Genomic DNA, 18757 nt, shown 5'->3' on the forward strand with positions numbered 1-18757 from the left:
AACCCGGCGCTTGCTTCACCGAAAATCCGCCGCATAATCAAACCAAACAGATGCGCCAGATCCTCTCTTAGCTCAGGCAGCCATCTGTCCCAAAATCCCCGACGACGGACAAGGCGCGAACTCACGCCATCAGTTATTCCCGAGGGTGATAAGCAAGACGGTCGGAATGAGGTGCCGATCACTCACGAAGTTGGACCGTCGCCGGCCGGGCTAATGTTTCTTCGTCATGGGCGTACAATGGGCGGAACGGCACCATGAGATCGGTAGTGCCGCACAACGAATCCACTAACGGTCGAGGGGGCGCTCTTCTTCTGATTTCTGTGCTGATGATAGGCTCGGCCATCATTCGATTTGCAATGGAAGCTGGGCCTGCGCTCGCTAGGGAAATATCTGAGCAGACGGAAACACCCGAATTGTCCGTAAACCCGGAGAATGAGACAGGCGACGAGGAGTTACGTCTGCTTCTGCGGGAATTCTCGAGACGTGAAACTGAGCTTGAGCGGCGAGAGCGCATCTATCAGGATCGGATGAAAGCGCTCGAGGTTGCAGACAAGGCAATTGAAAAGAGGCTTCGAGCACTGATCGAGGCAGAAGAAAAACTAAGGCAAACACTAGCATTTGCGGAATCCGCATCCGAAAACGATCTGACCCGGCTTACGAGCGTTTATGAAAATATGAAGCCGAAAGAGGCCGCTGCGCTTTTCGAAGAGATGGACCCAACTTTTGCTGCCGGTTTTTTGGCGCGAATGGCCCCAGAAAACGCTGCAGGGGTGATGGCCGGCCTCAGCCCTCAAGCCGCCTATACTATCAGTGTCGTTTTAGCCGGGAGAAACGCGGCTGTGCCAAAAGAATAACAGGCAGGTCGACGATGTTGGCAAGCGTTTTCAAGGCAGTATGGACGTGATTGGAATCATCGGAATTGCCGTGATTTTTGCGATGGTTTTTGGTGGCTACCTAGCTGCCGGTGGGAAAATGGCCATCATACTGAAATCGTTGCCATTTGAAATAATGATGATCGGAGGCGCCGCGGTCGGGGCATTCCTGATCGGCAACGACATGAGCGCAGTCAAGTACACGGTCAGGGATATCGGAAAGGTCTTCAAGGGACCGAAGTGGAAGCCGCAGGACTATAGCGATCTTTTGTGCTTGCTGTTTTCGCTTATCCGAATTGCCCGCAGCAACCCGGTCGAATTGGAGCAACATATCGAGGACCCTGAAAGCTCAAGTTTATTTTCGAGCTATCCCAAAATACAGGCCGACCGCGAAGCCGTGGAGTTGATCTGCGACACACTACGGTCGGCGTCGATGAATTACGATGATCCGCACCAAGTAGAAGAAGTGCTGGAGAAACGGATGGAAGCCAGCTTTCATCATGCCATGCATTCCAGTCATGCGTTGCAAACTGTGGCAGATGGATTGCCCGCTTTGGGTATCGTTGCAGCGGTGCTTGGCGTGATCAAGACGATGGGATCAATCGACCAACCACCAGAAATTCTGGGAAAACTCATAGGTGGCGCATTGGTTGGCACTTTTCTGGGTGTGTTCTTGGCCTATGGGCTGGTCGGGCCTTTTGCAGGAAAACTGAAGGCCGTCGTCGAAGAAGACAACCATTTCTACCAGTTGATCAAAGAGGTGCTCGTTGCAAATCTGCACAATCATACCGCCGCCATGTGCATTGAAGTTGGTCGTCAGAATACGCCGACCCACAACCGGCCCGGGTTTTCCGACCTGGAAGAGGCGCTCAAGGAACTCAAAAAGACTGCGGCATGATGAGAGGACTGTTGTGTTTCGTAGCGTTGGTTTTGCTTTCCTCTGCGGCGTTTTCTGAACCCGTCACCGTGAAATCAGGTGAACACGGTGCATATACTAGATTGGTGGCTACAGTGCCCGCGGGAACGGAGTGGAGACTGGACCAGCAGGGGCATGTGGCAAGATTAACTGTTGAACTTGACACTGTGACTTTTGATCTGAGCGGGGTTTTCAAACGCATTTCCCGCACACGCCTGACTGAACTGAAACAGGAAAAACCGGGCAAGCCGTTGGAATTGGAATTAGGATGCAAATGTGTCGTGAATTCTTTTCTACATGCCGAAACAATGATCGTGATGGACATCGCGCCGGGAGATGCCGATAGACAAACCACCTCCGTTCTACCGCAAAAGCCGTCTGTATTGGCCGTTGCAAGCATGTTTGGTGAAGAGGAACTCCTTGGAAACACCGTACCACCGTTGTCTTTTCCGCCACTCAAAAAAGAAGCGATTCAGCTGAGAGCCGGATCGGAAACAGCCGTGGCATCCAGGCTGATACGAGGGGCCGACCAGCAGGTTCTCGACCTTAATCTTGCCGGCATAGGCCCGCGCAACACCATCGCCGCGGCTATCGGACAAGGCTTGTTGGTGGATTCTACTCTGTCCAATATATCGATCTCCACAGCGTTGGATCTCGAGTTGGACGCGATATCAACGGAGCAACGCTCGATAGCGCAACACCAGAACTGCGTTGACGACATTGAGTTCGGATTTGAACAATGGAGCGATGGGGCGCCATATGCCGATCAAATTGCGAATTCACGGTCGCGCCTCTATTCAGAGTTTGACCGGGTAAACTCGGAGCAAGCGCTGCAGCTTGCCCGTATCTACGCTTATTTTGGCTTTGGGGCCGAAGCCGAGCAGGTATTGCAGCTGGCCAGTACCGAAATTTCAGATCACCGGTTTGTCACCGCAGTGGCTTTTTTGACTGAGGGCAAATCGCTGGAACCGCCACATCCATTTACTAACCAACAAGGGTGCGACACAGGAGTAGCGTTGTGGGGGTTACTGGCCGATGGATTCCTGGCAAGTGATGCCAGATTTCCCGCAATTGAATTGGCATTTGCCCGATTGCCGCATCACTTGCGCAACCTCTTCGCGGATGACGTGGCCAGAATTTTCGCCGAAGCAGGCAAGGTTGAAGCGGCTCGGCGCGTCCTGACGTTGATTGAAGGACAGGGATTGTCAGGCGGCGCGGAACTGAACTTGGCCAAGGGCGAGATGGCGCGTGTGGAGAGGGATCTCCATAAGGAGGAAGCTTTCTTGTCAGCTGCCGCTACAACGGAGCGCCAGGTTGATGTCGCTCCGGTCGCACTGATCAAACTAATTCAGAAACGGTGGGCTGAACGTAGCGCCGCGACCGAGCAGGATGTCGAGTTGGCGGCCTCCTTTGCACTGCAATACCGCCAGTCTGAACTTGGTCAGAAACTGGCGTTGACGCATATTCTGGCGTTGGCTTTGAACAATCAGTTTGACCAATCATTTGCCAAGTTGCCAAATATCGTTGGGGGAAAGGGTGAATCTGAAGACGTGCGAACGCTTGATCAAGTTGTGACCTTGCTGGTCGAACGCGCCGAAGACTTGACTTTTTTGCGCCACGTACTGAGGTTGTCCACCGATCAGATCGGCGTGTTGTCCAGTCAAACGGTCTCCGATATTGCCGAACGGCTGACAGACATGGGATTTGCCCACGCGGCCGTCCCTTTTGCCAAGTATCTCGGGCAAAGGCGAGAACCTTCGAAACACTCGACTACACTGGCGCGAGTATCCCAGGGAATTGGACAGCCGCACAGATCGTTGTTGGAGTTGGACGGTGAAGAAAGTGAAGCTGCAGACTGGTTGCGGGTTCGTGCCTATTCGGACGTCGGAGATGCCGATCGGGCGGTTGAAATCCTGAGGCGACTTGGCGATACCGAAGCGATGGCACGCCTGCTTTGGCTGTCCGAGGATTGGACACAGGCACAAGATTTGGACGCAGAGAAATACTCCAGACTGGCGGAAATGGCCGCAAAACTGGGGAGTGCGGAACCGTCTTCTGATGAACCACCATTGGCGAGTGCAAGAACTATGTTGAAGGCGAGTCAACAAGAACGCGCGGACATCGCTGATATGCTGAATGCTCTGGAAAAAAACTAGTCTATTGAGTGTCCGACTCGCCGCAAATGCAAGTCGCTAACTGAACAACCTGTCGCCTTTGGAACAGAAAGTGCGCTGACCCGGTGCAACCGTTTTACTATGACTGGGATCATTCCAAAGCCAATTCACCGTCGGGCGACAGGTACGGATCTTGTCGCGATATGAGCGAATGAAACCTTCGCTTTTCTTGATACGCGACAGACGGAATACACAATGACGGGAAAATCTGTGCTGCGGCTGGCCGTGGACATTGGTGGAACCTTCACCGATACGGTGCTGGTTCAGGGGACCGATCACATCCTTGCCTCGGCTAAAACGCTGACAACCCATACCAACCCAGCCCAAGGAGCGATGCAGGGTGTGCAGCGGGTTTTAACCTTGGCTGGGCGTCAGCCGGTAGAGGTGAAAGGGTTCATTCATGGAACCACTTTGGCGACAAACGCCCTGATTGAAAAACGGGGTGCACGGGTTGTAACGGTAACCACCCAAGGGTTTCGCGATATTCTGGAAATCGCCTATGAACGGCGGTACGCACAATATGACATCAACCTTGAAAAACCTGATCTTCTGGTTCCGCGCGAACGCGCCTTGACGATACAGGAGCGCACGTCTGCAGATGGTGGCGTTCTGGTTCCGCTCAAGGCGCATGCGATCGATACATTGGCTGAGCAAATTGAAGCATCAGGTGCCCAGGCGGTGGCAATCTGTCTTTTGCACTCCTATGCCAATCCAAGTCATGAACGAAGGTTGCGCGATGCTTTGCAACAAAAGCTCCCGCACTTGGCGGTGTCGCTGTCAAGTGATGTCAGCCCAGAGGCGCGAGAGTTTGATCGGCTCTGCACGACGGTTGCCAACGCGTTTATCCTGCCACTAATGCGGACGTACCTGGACGAGTTCGCCAAGAGTTTTGCCTCAGAAGGGATTGTTTGCCCGATATTGATGATGACAGCTGGCGGTGGCATGTGCTCGCTCGACAGCGCCAGAAGGTTTCCAATCCGCCTGGTGGAATCCGGTCCCGCGGGGGGCGCAATTCTCGCAGCCCGAATTGCGGCGCAAGCCGGGTTGGACCGGGTCGTATCGTTCGACATGGGAGGCACCACCGCGAAACTTTGTTTGATCGACGAGGCCCGGCCCCAGACTGCTCGTCAGTTCGAAATCGCGCGGGCGGCCCGGTTCGTCAAAGGGTCCGGAATGCCGGTCCGCATTCCCGTGATCGAGATGATCGAAATCGGAGCCGGTGGCGGTTCGATCGCGGCGGTGGATCGTTTGGGGCGAATGACGGTGGGACCCCAAAGTGCGGGGTCCGAGCCAGGCCCGGTCGCATTCGGTCGCGGCGGCAACAAACCAACCGTTACCGACAGCGATATTGTTCTGGGCTATATCCAGGCGGATAGCTTTGCCGAAGGGAAGCTGCATGTCGATAGTGACGCCGCGCGGGACGCGTTGAAGCGTCACATCGGACAAAACCTCGAGATCGATCCATTGCAATCCGCGGACGGCGTCACTCGGATCGTGGATGACAACATGGCCAGCGCAGGACGTATGCACGCAGTTGAATCAGGAAAGGATCTGGGTGAGCGGACGATGATTGCTTTTGGAGGCAATGGCCCGTTGCATGCTACCCGAGTGGCCCGCGCTGCCGGCGTTAACCGCATCGTGATCCCCTCCAGCCCCGGCGTTGGGTCTGCTGTGGGATTTCTCTTCGCTCCGGTTGGTTTCGAAGTCATCCGCAGTCGATATTCCCTTCTAGATCAGATAGATATGCCGGCGATCAATGCGGTTTTTTCCGAAATGATTGCGGAGGCTCAAGCTGTCGTCGACCAAGGGGCGGCCGGTTCGATTACCTATACCCAGCGCAGCGCATTCATGCGCTATCATGGTCAGGGGCATGAGATCGAAATTCTGTTGCCGGATAGACCACTGGAAGACTTTGATGTCGAACCGCTTCGCACGGCATTTGAAACGGAGTACCGGCAACAGTTTTCACGCCCGGTGCCGGGGATGGAAATTGAAATCCTGAACTGGTCTGTTCGCGTAGCGACACCCAATCTTCCGGCTCCGCGAATACCCAAACTCAAAAAGACGAAAAATATTTCCTCATCGGATAGAAGACCAATCTATTGCGACGTTGGAGGTGGTATTGTCCAAGCCGGAGTATTTTCTCGAACTGTACTAAAGCCGGGCGACCTGATCATCGGTCCCGCCCTTGTCACCGAGCCGCAGACGACAACGCTCGTTTCGGCTGACTTTGTCGCTCAGGTTGATGCCATAGGCAATCTGGTTCTGACCCGGAAAGAAAAAGGAGCGGCCCATTGACCGACCTTTCCCCCACCCGCCTGCAGGTTATGTGGAACCGTCTTTTGGCGGTTGTCGAAGAGCAGGGTCAGACGTTGATACGGGCTGCGTTTTCACCCATCGTGCGGGAATGTGGTGACATTTCTGCCGGAATATTCGACGTTCAGGGTCGCATGCTGGCCCAGGCCGTCACCGGAACACCGGGCCATATCAACACAATGGCCGAAGCAGTAATGCATCTGCGAGAGCGATTCCCGGTTCAAAACATGAAACCGGGCGATATTTACATGACCAACGATCCCTGGTTGGCCTCGGGACACTTGAACGACTTTCTGCTGATGATGCCCGCCTTTCACAAAGGGCGGGTTGTTGGCTTTACCTCCTGCACGTCACATCTGGTCGATCTGGGCGGTCTGGGGATGGGACCGGAAGGGTCCGATATCTATGATGAAGGCCTGCTAATCCCTCCGTGCAAGCTGGTCGACCAAGGCGAACTAAACGCCTTGTTGATGGACATCGTCCGCGCCAACTCGCGGGAACCCATCGCCAATGAGGGTGATATTTATGCCCTCATCGCTTGCTGCGAAGCGGGGGTGAAGCGTTTAAAGAGCATGATGGAAGAGTTCGGTCTGGACGACCTTGATGCACTGGGGCAGCACATCATCGATACGTCCCGCCGCGGTACGCTGGAGGCCATCGCTGAGGTTCCGACTGGCGTCTATCGCAACATGCTGCGCATGGACGGATATGAGAAAGAGCTGGAGTTACACGCAACGCTCACCGTATCCGAGACTGGCATGCATGTAGATTTTGCGGGCACGTCGGGCTGTTCGAAAAAAGGGATTAATGTTCCGCTCAATTATGCCACGGCTTATACGGTTTTTGCGCTAAGATGCATCGTGGGTCCCGACATTCCTAACAATGCCGGTTCACTGGAGCCCTTCACCGTCGATGGCCCTCCGGGGTGTATCCTGAATGCGCAGCGTCCGGTGCCCGTGGCCATGCGCCATACTTTGGGACAGGTGACGCCCGATCTGGTTCTGGGTTGCCTCCATCAGGCACTGCCCGACAAGGTTCCGGCCGAAGGTGCATCGTGCATGTTCGACCTGCCCATGCGACACGCGCCCGAAGTGGCGGCCATTGGTGGGCGTGAATTTGCCATCGAACCAGTCCACAATGGCGGCACCGGCGCCCGACCACATGCCGATGGCCTGTCTGCTACTGCCTACCCATCGGGTGTCTATGGCAGCCAAGTGGAGATCACTGAAAGCGTGGCTCCGGTAACGATTTGGAAGCGCGAACTGCGACCGGATTCCGGCGGACCAGGAAAGTACCGCGGCGGTCTGGGTCAAAGGATCGAAATGACCTCGGCCAATAATGCGCCTTTTGTCGTATTTCTGTCTGTCGAGCGTTTGAAATTCCCGGCGTTGGGGCGTGAGGGCGGTTTGCCCGGTGCGCCTGGTCGAATTCGAATCGACGGACGCACGGAAGACATTTCCGGTAAGGGTGAGTTGCGCGTTGAATCCGGCGAGCGCCTGATTTTTGAAACTCCAGGCGGCGGCGGCTTCGGGCCGCCGTCGCAGCGTGACCCGAATGCACTGGCATTGGATAAGGTACGGGGGCTAGTGACCTTAGAAGGCGCAAAACATTATGGAGATGGGTTATGATTTCTCCGATGCCGCACATCGCCACAATGGCGCCATACGCCTTGGCCGATCTGGGCAAGCCGGGCACCGTGTCAATGGCACAGAACGAAAGTTCATTTCCGGTCAGCCCTGCTGCACTTGCTGCGGGACAGAGGGCGCTCTCGAACAGTCTCCTCTATCCCGATCCCGATTGGACGGAACTGCGCTCGGCAATCGCCGAAACGCATGATTTGGACCCGCAGCGCATATTGTGCGGCGCCGGCTCGATGGAACTTATTGGATGTCTGGTCCACGCTTACGTTGGACCCGGGCAAGCGCTGCTGAGCACTCAGTACGGTTATGCTTTTGTCAGGACAGCGGCCGGGCAAGCCAATGCTGAGCAAATCTTGGCTCGGGAGGTCGCGATGACTGTTTCTGTCGACGAAATCCTCGCCTCCTGTCGCCCCGGTATTAGCGTCGTTTTTTTGTGCAATCCGGGGAACCCGACCGGCACCCTGATCCCGAACGCCGAAATTCTGCGGCTGCGCCGCGCGTTGCCGCAGGATGTCTTGCTGATTGTTGATCAGGCCTATGCGGAGTTCTGCGATGTCGGGCAGCCACCTTCAGAGATTTTTGCCTTGATCGACCTCGGCAATACCGTGATCCTTCGTACATTTTCCAAGGCTTACGGTTTGGCCGGAGCACGGGTGGGGTGGGGTTACTTTCCCTCTGAAGTTGCCGAACAGGTTCGAAAGCTGTTGAATCCCAATAATGTTTCGATCGTGTCCCAAGCTATGGCCGCTGCTGCAATGCGTGACCAAGCCCAATTGTGTGAAGTCGTTTCAAACACTGCCGCGCTGCGCGACGGGTTTGCCGCGGATATGCGTGGGTTAGGGCTGAATGTGCCTCAATCCCACACCAACTTCGTCTTGGTGCAATTTGATAGCGTGGATGCTGCGCGCCGTGCGGATGCCGCTTTGCAGGACGGTGGCCTGCTGATGCGCGGCATGGGGGGTTACGGCTTGCCGAATTGTCTTCGGGCAACAATCTGCGCGCCTGAAATCATGAACCGGGTTCGAAGCGTTCTGAAAGAAGTTTTGTCATGACTGATCCCCGCACATTGGCCAAGATCGGTGTTCTGGTCCCTTTCACCAACACCAATCTGGAACCCGATCTGGAACTTATGCGTCCAGCGGGTGTCACACTGCATTTCCAGCGCCTCGGCGGCTATGACGTTGACGAGATCCCGGGAGTCGAACAGATGGCGGGGCTGGGAGCCTCGGATATCGAGCACGACCTGAGAATGATCTCGGGGGTGCGGCCTCAGGTGGTTCTGTATGGCTGCACCTCGGCTACACTGACACATGGACCGGCGTTCGATGAAGATCTGGCGGAACGGATCAAGGAAGGTTCAGGCGCAGCCTCGATGACTGCAGCCGGTTCTCTGATAGCAGCGTTGAAGGCCTTAAGTGTCAAGAAGGTTGGTTTCTCTTCGCCCTATGTCGGAGCGATTAACGATCAGGCAGTAGATTTTCTTGTGCAAAACGGAATTGAAACTGTGGCCCGCGCTGATATCGGGCGCGAGCTGGGTAACTATGGTCAAGGTGAGTTGGCACCGGACGAGGTTTTTGATCTTGCCTGCCGGGCCGACCACCCCAAGGCACAAGCAATCGTGCTGAGTTGCACTGACATGCGCTCTGTTGAGGCCATCGAGCGGATCGAAGCTGCCCTGGGCAAGCCAGTCGTAACCTCGAATCAGGCGCTGATGTTCTGCCTGATGCAGCATCTGAACCTGGCGCGACATGAACAGTTGCCGGGTCGCCTGTTCGACAGATTATGATCGGGGATGCGCTGTTTCATTTCTCTACCCGTAGCGAAAGACGTCGTCCCTGCCTTACTCCGATTGCAACGGCGTCTTGGGGTAGGGCGCGTAGTTCCGCCAGAAAATCTGCATCTGACACTCGCCTTTCTGGACAATCAAAGCCACGAAGTGCTTGAGGCGATACACGAGAGTTTGCAACTTATTCAGGCGCCTCCGTTTTCGGTGACTTTGACGGGATTGGACCAGTTTGGTTGGTCTGTGCATCTAAAGGTGCAAGAAAACCCTCGACTTGATGCACTGCATGGTCGGGTTCAGGCGGCTGTGCGCCACGCCGGCATCTTCTTGCCGCGTCGACGCTTTCGTCCACATGTCACGGTTCTACGCCTCAAACCCACGCGGTGCTTGCCGCCCTACCCTCCGGATTTAACCGGTTTGGAATATCCGGAAATGGAAGTGTCTCAGTTTGCACTCTATGCCTCGACATTGCTGCCAGATGGAGCGCGGCACGAATGTCTTGCCGAGTATCCGCTGGCGCCGGAAAACTGACGGATAGCAGGGTGGTTTAGGGCGCGTCGTAGATCAAGGCGGCCACGTCCGAGAACCGGCTGGTCGGATGAATGAGGCTCAACACGGCATCTCGAATTTCGGCAGCACGGGCGGTACCGATAGCGGAAGAGGCAAACTCCATGTACTTCTTGATCACCTCTTCGCGGCTCATCGGGGCTTCGGGGCCACCCCTTGCATGGGTGTCGCCCGACTCTAGTACCTGACCGTCGATTGTCGTGATCTGAACATCGGCCCAACGCCCCTGCGGAAACCGCTCGCTGTGGCATGTCGCTTCGGCTACCGAGATGCGCTGCATGAACCCGGCCACAACCGGGTCATTCAACCCTGCACCGCATATGTGCTCAACCCCAATCCGACCGTGGACTGCCTGAACAGCCACAGCAAAAGGCAGCGAATACTGCGCCTGACTGGTTGTGTCTGGCAACTCGGAATAAAGACAGGCAGCTTGATGGAAGCTGTTGATATGCAGCCCGGCGATCTGCTCGTGAGCCAGATCATGCTCGATCATCAAAGCGCGGGTGGCGTCAATGGCGGCGTGAGCCCAACGGCAAATCGGGTAGGGCTTCACATATTGATGTTCCATCTGCCAAAACTGCCCCAGATCGGCCCAATAAAGTGCGGCACGTTCTTCTTCGATTGTAATCGCCGGCGCACCGGTAAACCCGCGCTCGGCTAGGATTGCCGCTGACATCCCAACCATTGCGCCCCATCCTGAACCGTCATGCAGCATGGTGGGGTTGGCGATCTCGCGCATCATCTGGCTGCGCGGACCGTGGTACTCAGCGATACCCAACCCCTGTCTCAGCTGATCCACAGTATGCCCCCTCAGGCGCGCGGCCATCGCGGCCACACCCAACGCATTCCACGCGCCCGAGGTGTGATAGTCGCTGACCGTAGCATGCAAGGCCATACCCGCCCGACCCGCGATTTCGTACCCCACGATTATTGCCGCCAAAGCCTCGGGACCCAAAAGGTCGGGACAGCGCTCGGCCAATGCTGCAAGCGCGGGGATCACAACGACCCCGATATGACCCTTGGTCGGATTGTATCCGTCATGCCCGTCGAGATTGTCGGTCTGAGTCGCAGCAGCGTATGCAGCGCCCGCCATACTGACGCGACGACCATCAAAAGGCATTCGAGCGCTGAATGCGGCGTCCGTTGAAGCATATAAAAGCGCCGCAGTATCCCGTGCGATCAACCCAGCCTCCATCGGGCCGGAAGCGATCAGAATACCCAAGGTGTCCAAAGCCATCAACGCGGCTGCGTCCCGCGCGTTTTCCGGCATGTCTTCAGGGCGGCAACTCAGTACGAAATCGGCAACTTTGGAAAAAGTGTCGGTCATGTCAGCCTCTCAGGCGTGAGCCGGCGGGGTCAAAGATTGGTTCACTCAGGATTTTGGCCTTGTGCGGTTTGCCAAGAATGAAAATCTTGACTGAATCTCCTGGCCCAGCAACGGACGGGTTGGAATACCCTATAGCCAGAGATTTTCCGACCGAATAGCCGTAGGCGCCCGACGTTACCCGACCGACGGGCCGACCATCTTGAGTAAAGATCGGCTCGCCGCCAGTTGCGTCTGCATTGTGCTCCGCCTCGACCTCGAAGATCGATAGCACCTCACGTGGGGCGTTGTCCTTGACTGCCATATAGGCGTTCTTGTGCAGAAAGTCCTTGTCCAGCTTAATCAGCCCAGACAGCCCGACTTCTTGTGGCCAGTACTCCTGAGAATACTCACGCCCCCACGAGCCATAGCCCTTTTCGATCCGCAAGCTTCCCAGAGCCCGGCCACCAACCGGACCGCCGCCAAACTCTTTCGCGGCTTCCAAAAGTGCCGAATAGAGTCTTATCTGGTCCTCATCGCTGCAGTGTAACTCCCACCCCAGATCACCGGTAAAGCTTACCCGGATCGCAAGACAGGTTACGCCGGCTACCTCGATGGTCTGCGATCGCATGAACCGGAAGGCCTCGTTCGACAGATCTGCATTGGTCAGCCGTTGCAACAGGTCGCGTGATTTCGGGCCAGCTACGTTAAAGCCCGCAATCCGGTTTGTGGCGACCTCGAATGTGGTATCGTCGGGCAAGGGCACCATGTTGAAGAAGCGTTGATGATAGCGTTCAGCCATACCCGAGCCGACCATCATGTATTCGTCTTCCTCCACCTTGGTGATGGTAAAATCTCCTGCCACACCACCGCGCACCGAGATCAGAGGTGTCAGGCAAGACCTACCAATTTCCGTTGGTACGCGATTGGCGACCAGACGATCCAGCCAATCATGTGCTCCCGGCCCTTTAACGACGTAATTGGCGAAGTTCGAGATATCGATCACGCCAACGCTTTCGCGCAGCATGTTTACTTCTCGACCCACCGGCTCCCACCAGTTCTGGCGGGTAAAACCGTTGGTTTCGATTGTTCCGGGCTGATCGGCGAACCAAAGCGGATGTTCCCAGCCACAGTTCAGGCCAAAGACACACCCCATCTCCTTTTGCAGTTCATACGCCGGACGCACACGAGCCGGGCGACCCGCGCTGCGTTCCTCGTTCGGGAAATGGATGGCGAAGCGGTGGGTATAAACATCCTCCACTCGTGCCTTGGTGAACTTCTTGTCTGCCCAGTCGCCAAAGCGGGCCAGATCCCAAGCAAACATGTCATATTGCGGTTCGCCCTCGATCATCCATTGAGCGGCCAGCAGACCCAGGCCGCCCGACTGCGAAAAGCCAGGGATGATGCCGGTACAGCAGAAGTAATTCTTCAGTTCCGGGACCGGGCCCCAGATCGCGCTCGAATCTGGAGACCAGATCATCGGGCCGTTGATCACCCGCTTGACGCCAGCGGTGGCGGCAACCGGGACACGCTCGGTCGCGCGGATCACGTTTTCCATGATCCTGTCCAAATCATCTGGAAACAGGTCATGCGCAAAGTCCAGTGGCGTGCCGTTTTCGGCCCAGAACCGCATGTCTTTCTCATAGGCCCCGATCAGCAACCCATTACCTTCCTGGCGGAAGTAGTACTCGCCATCCCGGTCGGCGATCGAGGGCAGACGGCGGCCCAGATTGGCAACTTCGTCAATCGCCTCGGTCACGAAATACTGGTGCTCAGTCGGTTGCAGAGGCAGTTCGATCCCGGCCATCGCGGCCACTTCGCGACCCCAAAGGCCGCCGGCATTCACCACCCACAGCGTGTGGATGTCGCCTTTTTCTGTGCGCACGATCCAAGAACCATCAGGTTGTTGTTCGGTGCCGATAACCGGGCAGAACCGCTCGATCGTAGCACCCATCTTCCGGGCGCCTGCGGCGTAGGCCATGGTTACACCGGACGGGTCCACATTGCCGCCATCGGGTTCGTACATGATGCAACGAATGTCTTCGAACTGAGCCAGCGGATGAAGCTCCATAGCCTGTTCGCGGCTGACTTCGTAGAAGTTCAAGCCATAGAACTTCGCCTTGGCTTCCTGCAGGCGCAGCTGGTGTTCGCGGTTTTCGGTCTGTGCCAGATAAAGTGAGCCAGGTTGAAAAACTCCGCAACCCTGTCCGGTTTCCTTTTCCAGTTCCTTGTACAGGTTCATCGTATAGTGCTGGATACGGGTGACGTTATTGTTATCGTGCAGCCCGTGGATGTTCGCCGCCGCGTGCCAGGTCGATCCGCTGGTCAGCTCGTCCCGTTCCAGCAGGACGACGTCTGTCCAGCCGAGCTTTGCAAGGTGATACAGGATCGAACAGCCGACCAAGCCACCTCCTATTACGACCGCTTGGGCGTGGGTTCTCATGGGGCTTTACTCCTGAATCCTGAACGATGTCAGACCATCGCAATTTTCAGGGAGTCAGCCACAGTTGCAACCCGGCGTATGCTCTGATCCCGACATCCAAGGTCGGGATCAGAGCAGGTTTTCCTGAAATTGGTTTTATCTACTTGAAAAATCTTGGATGTCAGTAAGGTGCTTCGACATTGTTCATCGATACATAGACAGATTTCATTTCGCTGAAGTGGTTTATTGCCAGTTTCGAGTTCTCGCGTCCCACGCCGGACATCTTTGACCCGCCAAAAGGCGCTTCGACGGGGGCAAGATTGTAGGTGTTGATGTAGCAGGTACCGGCCTCGAATCCGGCAGCTACTCTGTGCGCGCGGGACAGATCGTTGGTGAAGACGCCGGCAGCCAAACCGAATTCGGTGTCATTGGCGCGGATCATGACCTCTTCTTCGGTGTCAAAATCTAGCACTGACATGACCGGGCCAAATATCTCTTCGCGCGCGATGGTCATGTCGTCGGTCACGTCGGAGAACACGGTGGGTAGTACATAAAAACCTTCGCCTTCAACCCGCGCACCACCATAGACCAGCCGCGCGCCTTCAGCCTTGCCTTTTTCGATGTAGCTCAACGCGACGTTCATTTGGTTTTCGCTGACCATCGGGCCGAAATTGGTTTCCTCATCCAGAGGATCACCAATTTTCGCGTTTGCCAACCGCTCGGACAAACGCGTCAGAAACTCTTCCTTGATGCTCTTGTGCACAAACACCCGGGTTCCGTTGGAACAAACCTGCCCAGAGGAATAGAAATTGCCCAAAATGGCGCCTGACACTGCGTTTTCGATATCGGCGTCGTCGAATATAATCATCGGAGATTTGCCGCCCAGTTCCATGGTGACATGTTTCATTCCGCCCGCAGCGGCGGCATAAACCTTGCGGCCCGTGGGTACCGAACCGGTCAGCGAGACCTTGGCCACGCGCGGGTCGGTCACAAGGCTTGCGCCCACATCGCCATAGCCTTGTACCACGTTGTAGATTCCCTTGGGGGCGCCAGCCTCGATCAGGATCTCGGCCACTTTCAATGCGGACAGCGGCGTTGTTTCAGAAGGCTTGAACACCATCGTATTTCCGCAGGCCAATGCCGGGGCCCCTTTCCAGCAGGCGATCTGTGTGGGATAATTCCATGCGCCGATGCCGACACAAACCCCCAATGCTTTGCGGATCGTATAGACGAAATCGCCGCCACCCAGCGAGATGTGCTCTCCGGTTAACGATGCGGCCAGACCGCCGAAATATTCCAACGCATCCGCACCGCTGGTCGCGTCGGCCACCAATGTTTCCTGCAGTGGTTTTCCGGTGTCGTGGGTTTCGATGGTCGACAATTCGCGATTGCGCTCACGCATGATGTCAGCAGCGCGGCGCAACACACGTCCGCGTTCGGTTCCGCTCATGGCTTCCCAGGAGGTTTGAGCGTTTTTTGCGCTGGTCAATGCTATGTCGGTGATGGCGGGTGTTGCTGAATGCAGCCGCGCTATGACTTCGCCTGTCGCTGGATAGACGACGTCTATCGGTGCACCATCCACGTCCTCGACGTATTCGCCGTCGATAAAGTGGCTGGCCTTGGGCTGGAATTTCATGCCGTATCCTTCTCGCGAATTTGCACCAACCGCGCATAGTTGCGGGTCTGTTTCCATTGCACTATCGGTTGTTGATCCGTCAGTCAATAAACGTGCGACCTGTGTTTTCGGCAGCCAGGAAAATCAGCGCCCTTGAAAAATCCCCATTAATGTTCTATATATGTTCTCATCGTGGCTGAGGATATTCTGATGACCCACCCGTTGCAAAGATCGGCCCTGAATGGCCCCGGAAACGACTATCACCTGTTGCCTGTGACAGATAAGCAGATGCGGTACGCTCGCGCGATCGCAGAGAAATCTGCATTGGAAATTCCGGTAGAGGCGCAGCGCGACCGGCGGTCGCTATCAGACTGGATATCGGCCCACAAACCGCGCGGCACATCACCCTTTGACAACTATCCGACCGGAAAACAGGTAGCCTTTGCGGAGCGTATCGCAAGGGCCAAGCATCGCCATGTCCCGTCAGAGTGCTTTCGTGACAAGGCAGCTATTGCAGCATGGATCGAGCGAAACCGATGAGTGCGCTCAGGTTTGACGCGCCCGCCCGTAAAGGGCGACCGCTGCGGCGACGAATAACCCCAGCAACACGTAACCGGTTATTGCTTCAGCAACGGCAATGGCCCGGCACAATCCACCCGGATGCAGGTCACCGAACCCGACGGTCGTGAACGTCACATACGAAAAATACAGAACATCGCTGGGCTGCTTGGCACCGATCACGCACAAATCGGTATAGCCAAAAGATCCGTAGGCGGCGGCGAAAAGGAACGGAACGACCTGAATGAAAGATACAGCCATCAGCAAAAGCTGATGCTTGGCTTTGTCGATGCGAGTTGCGTGAATCCAGATTTGTGACAACAGCCAGACAGCAAGTACGAAAGTTGCCACTGTTCCTATGGTATCGCCTGCGGTTTCGGGACTGAGCCGCGACAGAAAGAAAAAGGCCAGGCTGCTGACGACAACCAGCCCGAATGCCCCTAGCAATGTGGGCCACCATTCCTTCAATCGGAACGCGATCCGCGCCATTTCACCGCTCCTGTTGTACTAGCTTATGTCTTTACGCGCGCTCAAAGCCGCATTGATGGTGCCATCATCGAGATAGTCGAGTTCGCCGCCTATCGGCACACCCTGCGCCAATGAAGTCAGGCGCACCTGCCCCTGTAGTTGGTCGGCGATGTAATGGGCGGTTGTTTGGCCGTCGACTGTTGCGTTCAAAGCAAGAATGATTTCGGTAATCCCTTCGGTGACAACCCGATTTCTGAGACGGGGAATGCGGAGTTCATCGGGGCCTACGCCATCCAGCGCAGACAGAGTTCCACCCAGCACGTGATACCGCCCCTTGAACACGCCTGCCCGCTCCATTGCCCAGAGATCCGCGACATCTTCGACGACGCAAAGTTCACCCGAAGCGCGATCTTCATCCTCGCAGATGTCGCAGATATCCGAGGTGCCGACATTGCCGCAGTTGAGACACTCTCGAGCTGAGACGGCGACGGCATGCACGGCGTCAGACAATGGCGTCAGCAGCAATGCGCGTTTCCTGATTAAATGCAGAACCGCGCGTCGGGCTGATCGCGGTCCGAGGCCGGGCAGCTTGGCCATCAGTTCGATCAGATTGTCGATATCGCGGTTGGAACTCACCCATGCGCCTCATTTTTATCGGGGCACAGGTAGCCCCAATCATCTGCCGTGCAGGTGCTATTATCAGAACGGTAGCTTGATGTCTTTGGGAAGCCCCAAGCTTTCGGTTAGTCTGGCCATCTCTTCCTGAGCTTTCTCGGCAGCTTTGGCCTGGGCGTCCTTGATAGCGGCCAGGATCAGGTCTTCAACCACCTCTTTGTCGTCACCGTTGAAGATCGACGGATCGATATCGAGAGCCATGAGATCGCCCTTGGCTGAGGCCGTCGCCTTGACCAGCCCGGCGCCCGATTCGCCAATGACCAAAACGTTGTGCAGATCTTCCTGCATCTGGGTCATCTTGGTCTGAAGCTCTTGAGCTGACTTCATCATCTTGGCCATGTCGCCAAGCCCGCCAAGTCCTTTAAGCATGGTTCTTTCTCCTGCATTTCGGTTTGACGCCTAGATACGGGTGCAAACTGGTTGGCACAAGGGGCACGCGTTCCCATCCGTCGTTTCAGTTTTCGCCGAGACAACTCCTTCGGTTGGGCCGGGCATCGTGGAGGCATCCCCGTGCGACGTGGGTGAGACAGGTCAGATCACACGGACATCATCTAGCCCGTCTTTAGACGTGACTGAGCAGCAGATCGAGCGAAGGGATCGAGGATGTTCATAGTCCCATGGACGACCTCGATGCACTGTTGCCCGTTCATCCCAAATCAGCACATCACCCACCGACCACTGGTGGGAATACACGTATTCGGGGCGTGTGCAAAACGTCATCGCCTCTGCAAGTATTTCCTGGCTTTCTCCATGGCCCAACCCCTCGATGGCAAAAGCGTGCGAGGCAATGAACAAGGCCTCATCGCCGGTTGTTGGATTGGGCCAGATCGCGCGCCACGGGCGATCGGGCCAGCGGGTCATTCGAGACAATGCGGCGAGTTCGGAAGAGATCTGGGCGCGGGAGTGAGACAACCGATGCCATATGATCGCATTTTTTAGTTTCGATTTAAGGGTTTCAGGCATGTCCGCCCACGCTGCCCGCGTCGAGGCAATTTCTGTCTCTCCACCCGAAGGGGGAACAACACGCGCAGTCAGAATGTTGACCAGCGCAGGAGTGGGCAAGAAAGTGCTATCCGTGTGCCAGAGCATATTGGCTTGCAGGTCAAGCAGCCGCAGATCATCGCGCGACCGTAGTCCATCGGAAGTCTGGTTGGAAAGCTCCGAAACTTGGAATTCGACATCGCGTCCCGCCGCCATCGCCTCACGGTTTTCGAGCGGGCCGAACAACTCGCCCAACCGAATGTGATCGGCATCCGTCAGGGATTGGTTGCGGAACAAAAGCGCGGAATGAGTTTCGAACATTTGCCGGATTCGCGGGTAATGCGATTCCGCAGTCACGTCGCGCAGATCAACGTCGTGAATAATTAATCCGAAACGGGAGTGCAGAGGGTCAGTTCGCATGCCAGGCTCCTGTCAGACAACTCCCGGAACCGTGTGAGATTGCAATC

16 protein-coding genes are annotated in these 18757 nt (G+C 56.1%); 9 read left to right on the forward strand and 7 right to left on the reverse strand.

Annotated features, from left to right (window positions below; translation table 11 throughout):
* Positions 1–254: 254 nt before the first annotated feature.
* The 8 genes from AC2FLX_RS17295 (at position 255) to thpR (ending at position 10232) form a co-directional block, all read left to right on the forward strand.
* Complete coding sequence (locus tag AC2FLX_RS17295; RefSeq protein ID WP_496810938.1) at positions 255–854, forward strand: MotE family protein; 600 nt, start codon at positions 255–257, stop codon at positions 852–854.
* Positions 855–900: 46 nt separating this feature from the next.
* Positions 901–1770, forward strand: coding sequence for a flagellar motor stator protein MotA (gene motA / locus AC2FLX_RS17300; RefSeq protein WP_480750135.1), 870 nt, complete (start codon positions 901–903; stop codon positions 1768–1770).
* A 299-nt stretch (positions 1771–2069) separates the two neighbouring features.
* Positions 2070–3944, forward strand: coding sequence for a hypothetical protein (locus AC2FLX_RS17305; protein ID WP_496810937.1), 1875 nt, complete (start codon positions 2070–2072; stop codon positions 3942–3944).
* 213 nt (positions 3945–4157) lie between these two features.
* A complete protein-coding gene (locus AC2FLX_RS17310; protein WP_496810936.1) occupies positions 4158–6260 on the forward strand; it encodes a hydantoinase/oxoprolinase family protein in 2103 nt (700 codons plus the stop codon).
* On the forward strand, positions 6257–7906 hold the full coding sequence (locus tag AC2FLX_RS17315) for a hydantoinase B/oxoprolinase family protein (RefSeq protein ID WP_496810935.1): 1650 nt from the start codon (positions 6257–6259) through the stop codon (positions 7904–7906). Before AC2FLX_RS17310 ends, AC2FLX_RS17315 begins: the two co-directional genes overlap by 4 nt.
* Positions 7903–8970 carry a pyridoxal phosphate-dependent aminotransferase gene (locus tag AC2FLX_RS17320; protein ID WP_496810934.1) on the forward strand — a complete coding sequence of 356 codons (1068 nt, stop codon included), beginning with the start codon at positions 7903–7905 and terminating at the stop codon, positions 8968–8970. Before AC2FLX_RS17315 ends, AC2FLX_RS17320 begins: the two co-directional genes overlap by 4 nt.
* The gene (locus AC2FLX_RS17325; RefSeq protein ID WP_496746300.1) at positions 8967–9704 is read left to right on the forward strand and encodes a maleate cis-trans isomerase family protein; all 738 of its coding nucleotides are present in this window, start codon (positions 8967–8969) and stop codon (positions 9702–9704) included. Before AC2FLX_RS17320 ends, AC2FLX_RS17325 begins: the two co-directional genes overlap by 4 nt.
* Before the next feature lie 6 nt (positions 9705–9710).
* Positions 9711–10232 (forward strand): RNA 2',3'-cyclic phosphodiesterase, encoded by a 522-nt coding sequence (thpR, locus tag AC2FLX_RS17330; protein ID WP_480750141.1) that lies wholly within the window; start codon positions 9711–9713, stop codon positions 10230–10232.
* Between the two features lie 16 nt (positions 10233–10248).
* Here the strand turns inward: thpR and AC2FLX_RS17335 are convergent, their stop codons facing one another.
* The 3 genes from AC2FLX_RS17335 to betB all read right to left on the reverse strand — a co-directional run bounded on the left by AC2FLX_RS17335 (position 10249) and on the right by betB (position 15629).
* Entirely contained in the window at positions 10249–11595 is a 1347-nt protein-coding gene (locus tag AC2FLX_RS17335; RefSeq protein ID WP_496810933.1) for an MmgE/PrpD family protein, read from the reverse strand.
* Position 11596: 1 nt separating this feature from the next.
* Positions 11597–14014, reverse strand: a complete 2418-nt coding sequence (locus AC2FLX_RS17340) for a GcvT family protein (RefSeq protein ID WP_496810932.1) — start codon at positions 14012–14014, stop codon at positions 11597–11599.
* A gap of 160 nt (positions 14015–14174) precedes the next feature.
* Positions 14175–15629 carry a betaine-aldehyde dehydrogenase gene (betB, locus tag AC2FLX_RS17345; protein WP_480750144.1) on the reverse strand — a complete coding sequence of 485 codons (1455 nt, stop codon included), beginning with the start codon at positions 15627–15629 and terminating at the stop codon, positions 14175–14177.
* Between the two features lie 189 nt (positions 15630–15818).
* Between betB and AC2FLX_RS17350 the strand changes: the two genes are divergently transcribed.
* Positions 15819–16148, forward strand: coding sequence for a hypothetical protein (locus tag AC2FLX_RS17350; protein ID WP_480750145.1), 330 nt, complete (start codon positions 15819–15821; stop codon positions 16146–16148).
* 6 nt (positions 16149–16154) lie between these two features.
* Here the strand turns inward: AC2FLX_RS17350 and AC2FLX_RS17355 are convergent, their stop codons facing one another.
* The 4 genes from AC2FLX_RS17355 to AC2FLX_RS17370 form a co-directional block, all read right to left on the reverse strand.
* Positions 16155–16655 (reverse strand): ion channel, encoded by a 501-nt coding sequence (locus tag AC2FLX_RS17355; protein ID WP_480750146.1) that lies wholly within the window; start codon positions 16653–16655, stop codon positions 16155–16157.
* An 18-nt stretch (positions 16656–16673) separates the two neighbouring features.
* Positions 16674–17270: a recombination mediator RecR gene (gene recR, locus AC2FLX_RS17360; RefSeq protein WP_480750147.1), complete on the reverse strand. Its 597-nt coding sequence runs from the start codon at positions 17268–17270 to the stop codon at positions 16674–16676.
* Between the two features lie 63 nt (positions 17271–17333).
* Positions 17334–17678 (reverse strand): YbaB/EbfC family nucleoid-associated protein, encoded by a 345-nt coding sequence (locus tag AC2FLX_RS17365; RefSeq protein ID WP_480750148.1) that lies wholly within the window; start codon positions 17676–17678, stop codon positions 17334–17336.
* A gap of 162 nt (positions 17679–17840) precedes the next feature.
* Positions 17841–18710 carry a TauD/TfdA dioxygenase family protein gene (locus tag AC2FLX_RS17370; protein ID WP_480750149.1) on the reverse strand — a complete coding sequence of 290 codons (870 nt, stop codon included), beginning with the start codon at positions 18708–18710 and terminating at the stop codon, positions 17841–17843.
* Between the last annotated feature and the right edge of the window lie 47 nt (positions 18711–18757).

The organism is Ruegeria sp. YKSF57 (assembly GCF_059612585.1).

Coding starts and splice junctions, on each gene's coding strand:
- AC2FLX_RS17295 (WP_496810938.1), top strand. CDS start 255: ATGAGATCGGTAGTGCCGCACAACGAATCCACTAACGGTCGAGGGGGC.
- AC2FLX_RS17310 (WP_496810936.1), top strand. CDS start 4,158: ATGACGGGAAAATCTGTGCTGCGGCTGGCCGTGGACATTGGTGGAACC.
- AC2FLX_RS17320 (WP_496810934.1), top strand. CDS start 7,903: ATGATTTCTCCGATGCCGCACATCGCCACAATGGCGCCATACGCCTTG.
- AC2FLX_RS17325 (WP_496746300.1), top strand. CDS start 8,967: ATGACTGATCCCCGCACATTGGCCAAGATCGGTGTTCTGGTCCCTTTC.
- thpR (WP_480750141.1), top strand. CDS start 9,711: ATGCGCTGTTTCATTTCTCTACCCGTAGCGAAAGACGTCGTCCCTGCC.
- AC2FLX_RS17335 (WP_496810933.1), bottom strand. CDS start 11,595: ATGACCGACACTTTTTCCAAAGTTGCCGATTTCGTACTGAGTTGCCGC.
- AC2FLX_RS17340 (WP_496810932.1), bottom strand. CDS start 14,014: ATGAGAACCCACGCCCAAGCGGTCGTAATAGGAGGTGGCTTGGTCGGC.
- betB (WP_480750144.1), bottom strand. CDS start 15,629: ATGAAATTCCAGCCCAAGGCCAGCCACTTTATCGACGGCGAATACGTC.
- AC2FLX_RS17350 (WP_480750145.1), top strand. CDS start 15,819: ATGACCCACCCGTTGCAAAGATCGGCCCTGAATGGCCCCGGAAACGAC.
- AC2FLX_RS17355 (WP_480750146.1), bottom strand. CDS start 16,655: ATGGCGCGGATCGCGTTCCGATTGAAGGAATGGTGGCCCACATTGCTA.
- AC2FLX_RS17365 (WP_480750148.1), bottom strand. CDS start 17,678: ATGCTTAAAGGACTTGGCGGGCTTGGCGACATGGCCAAGATGATGAAG.
- AC2FLX_RS17370 (WP_480750149.1), bottom strand. CDS start 18,710: ATGCGAACTGACCCTCTGCACTCCCGTTTCGGATTAATTATTCACGAC.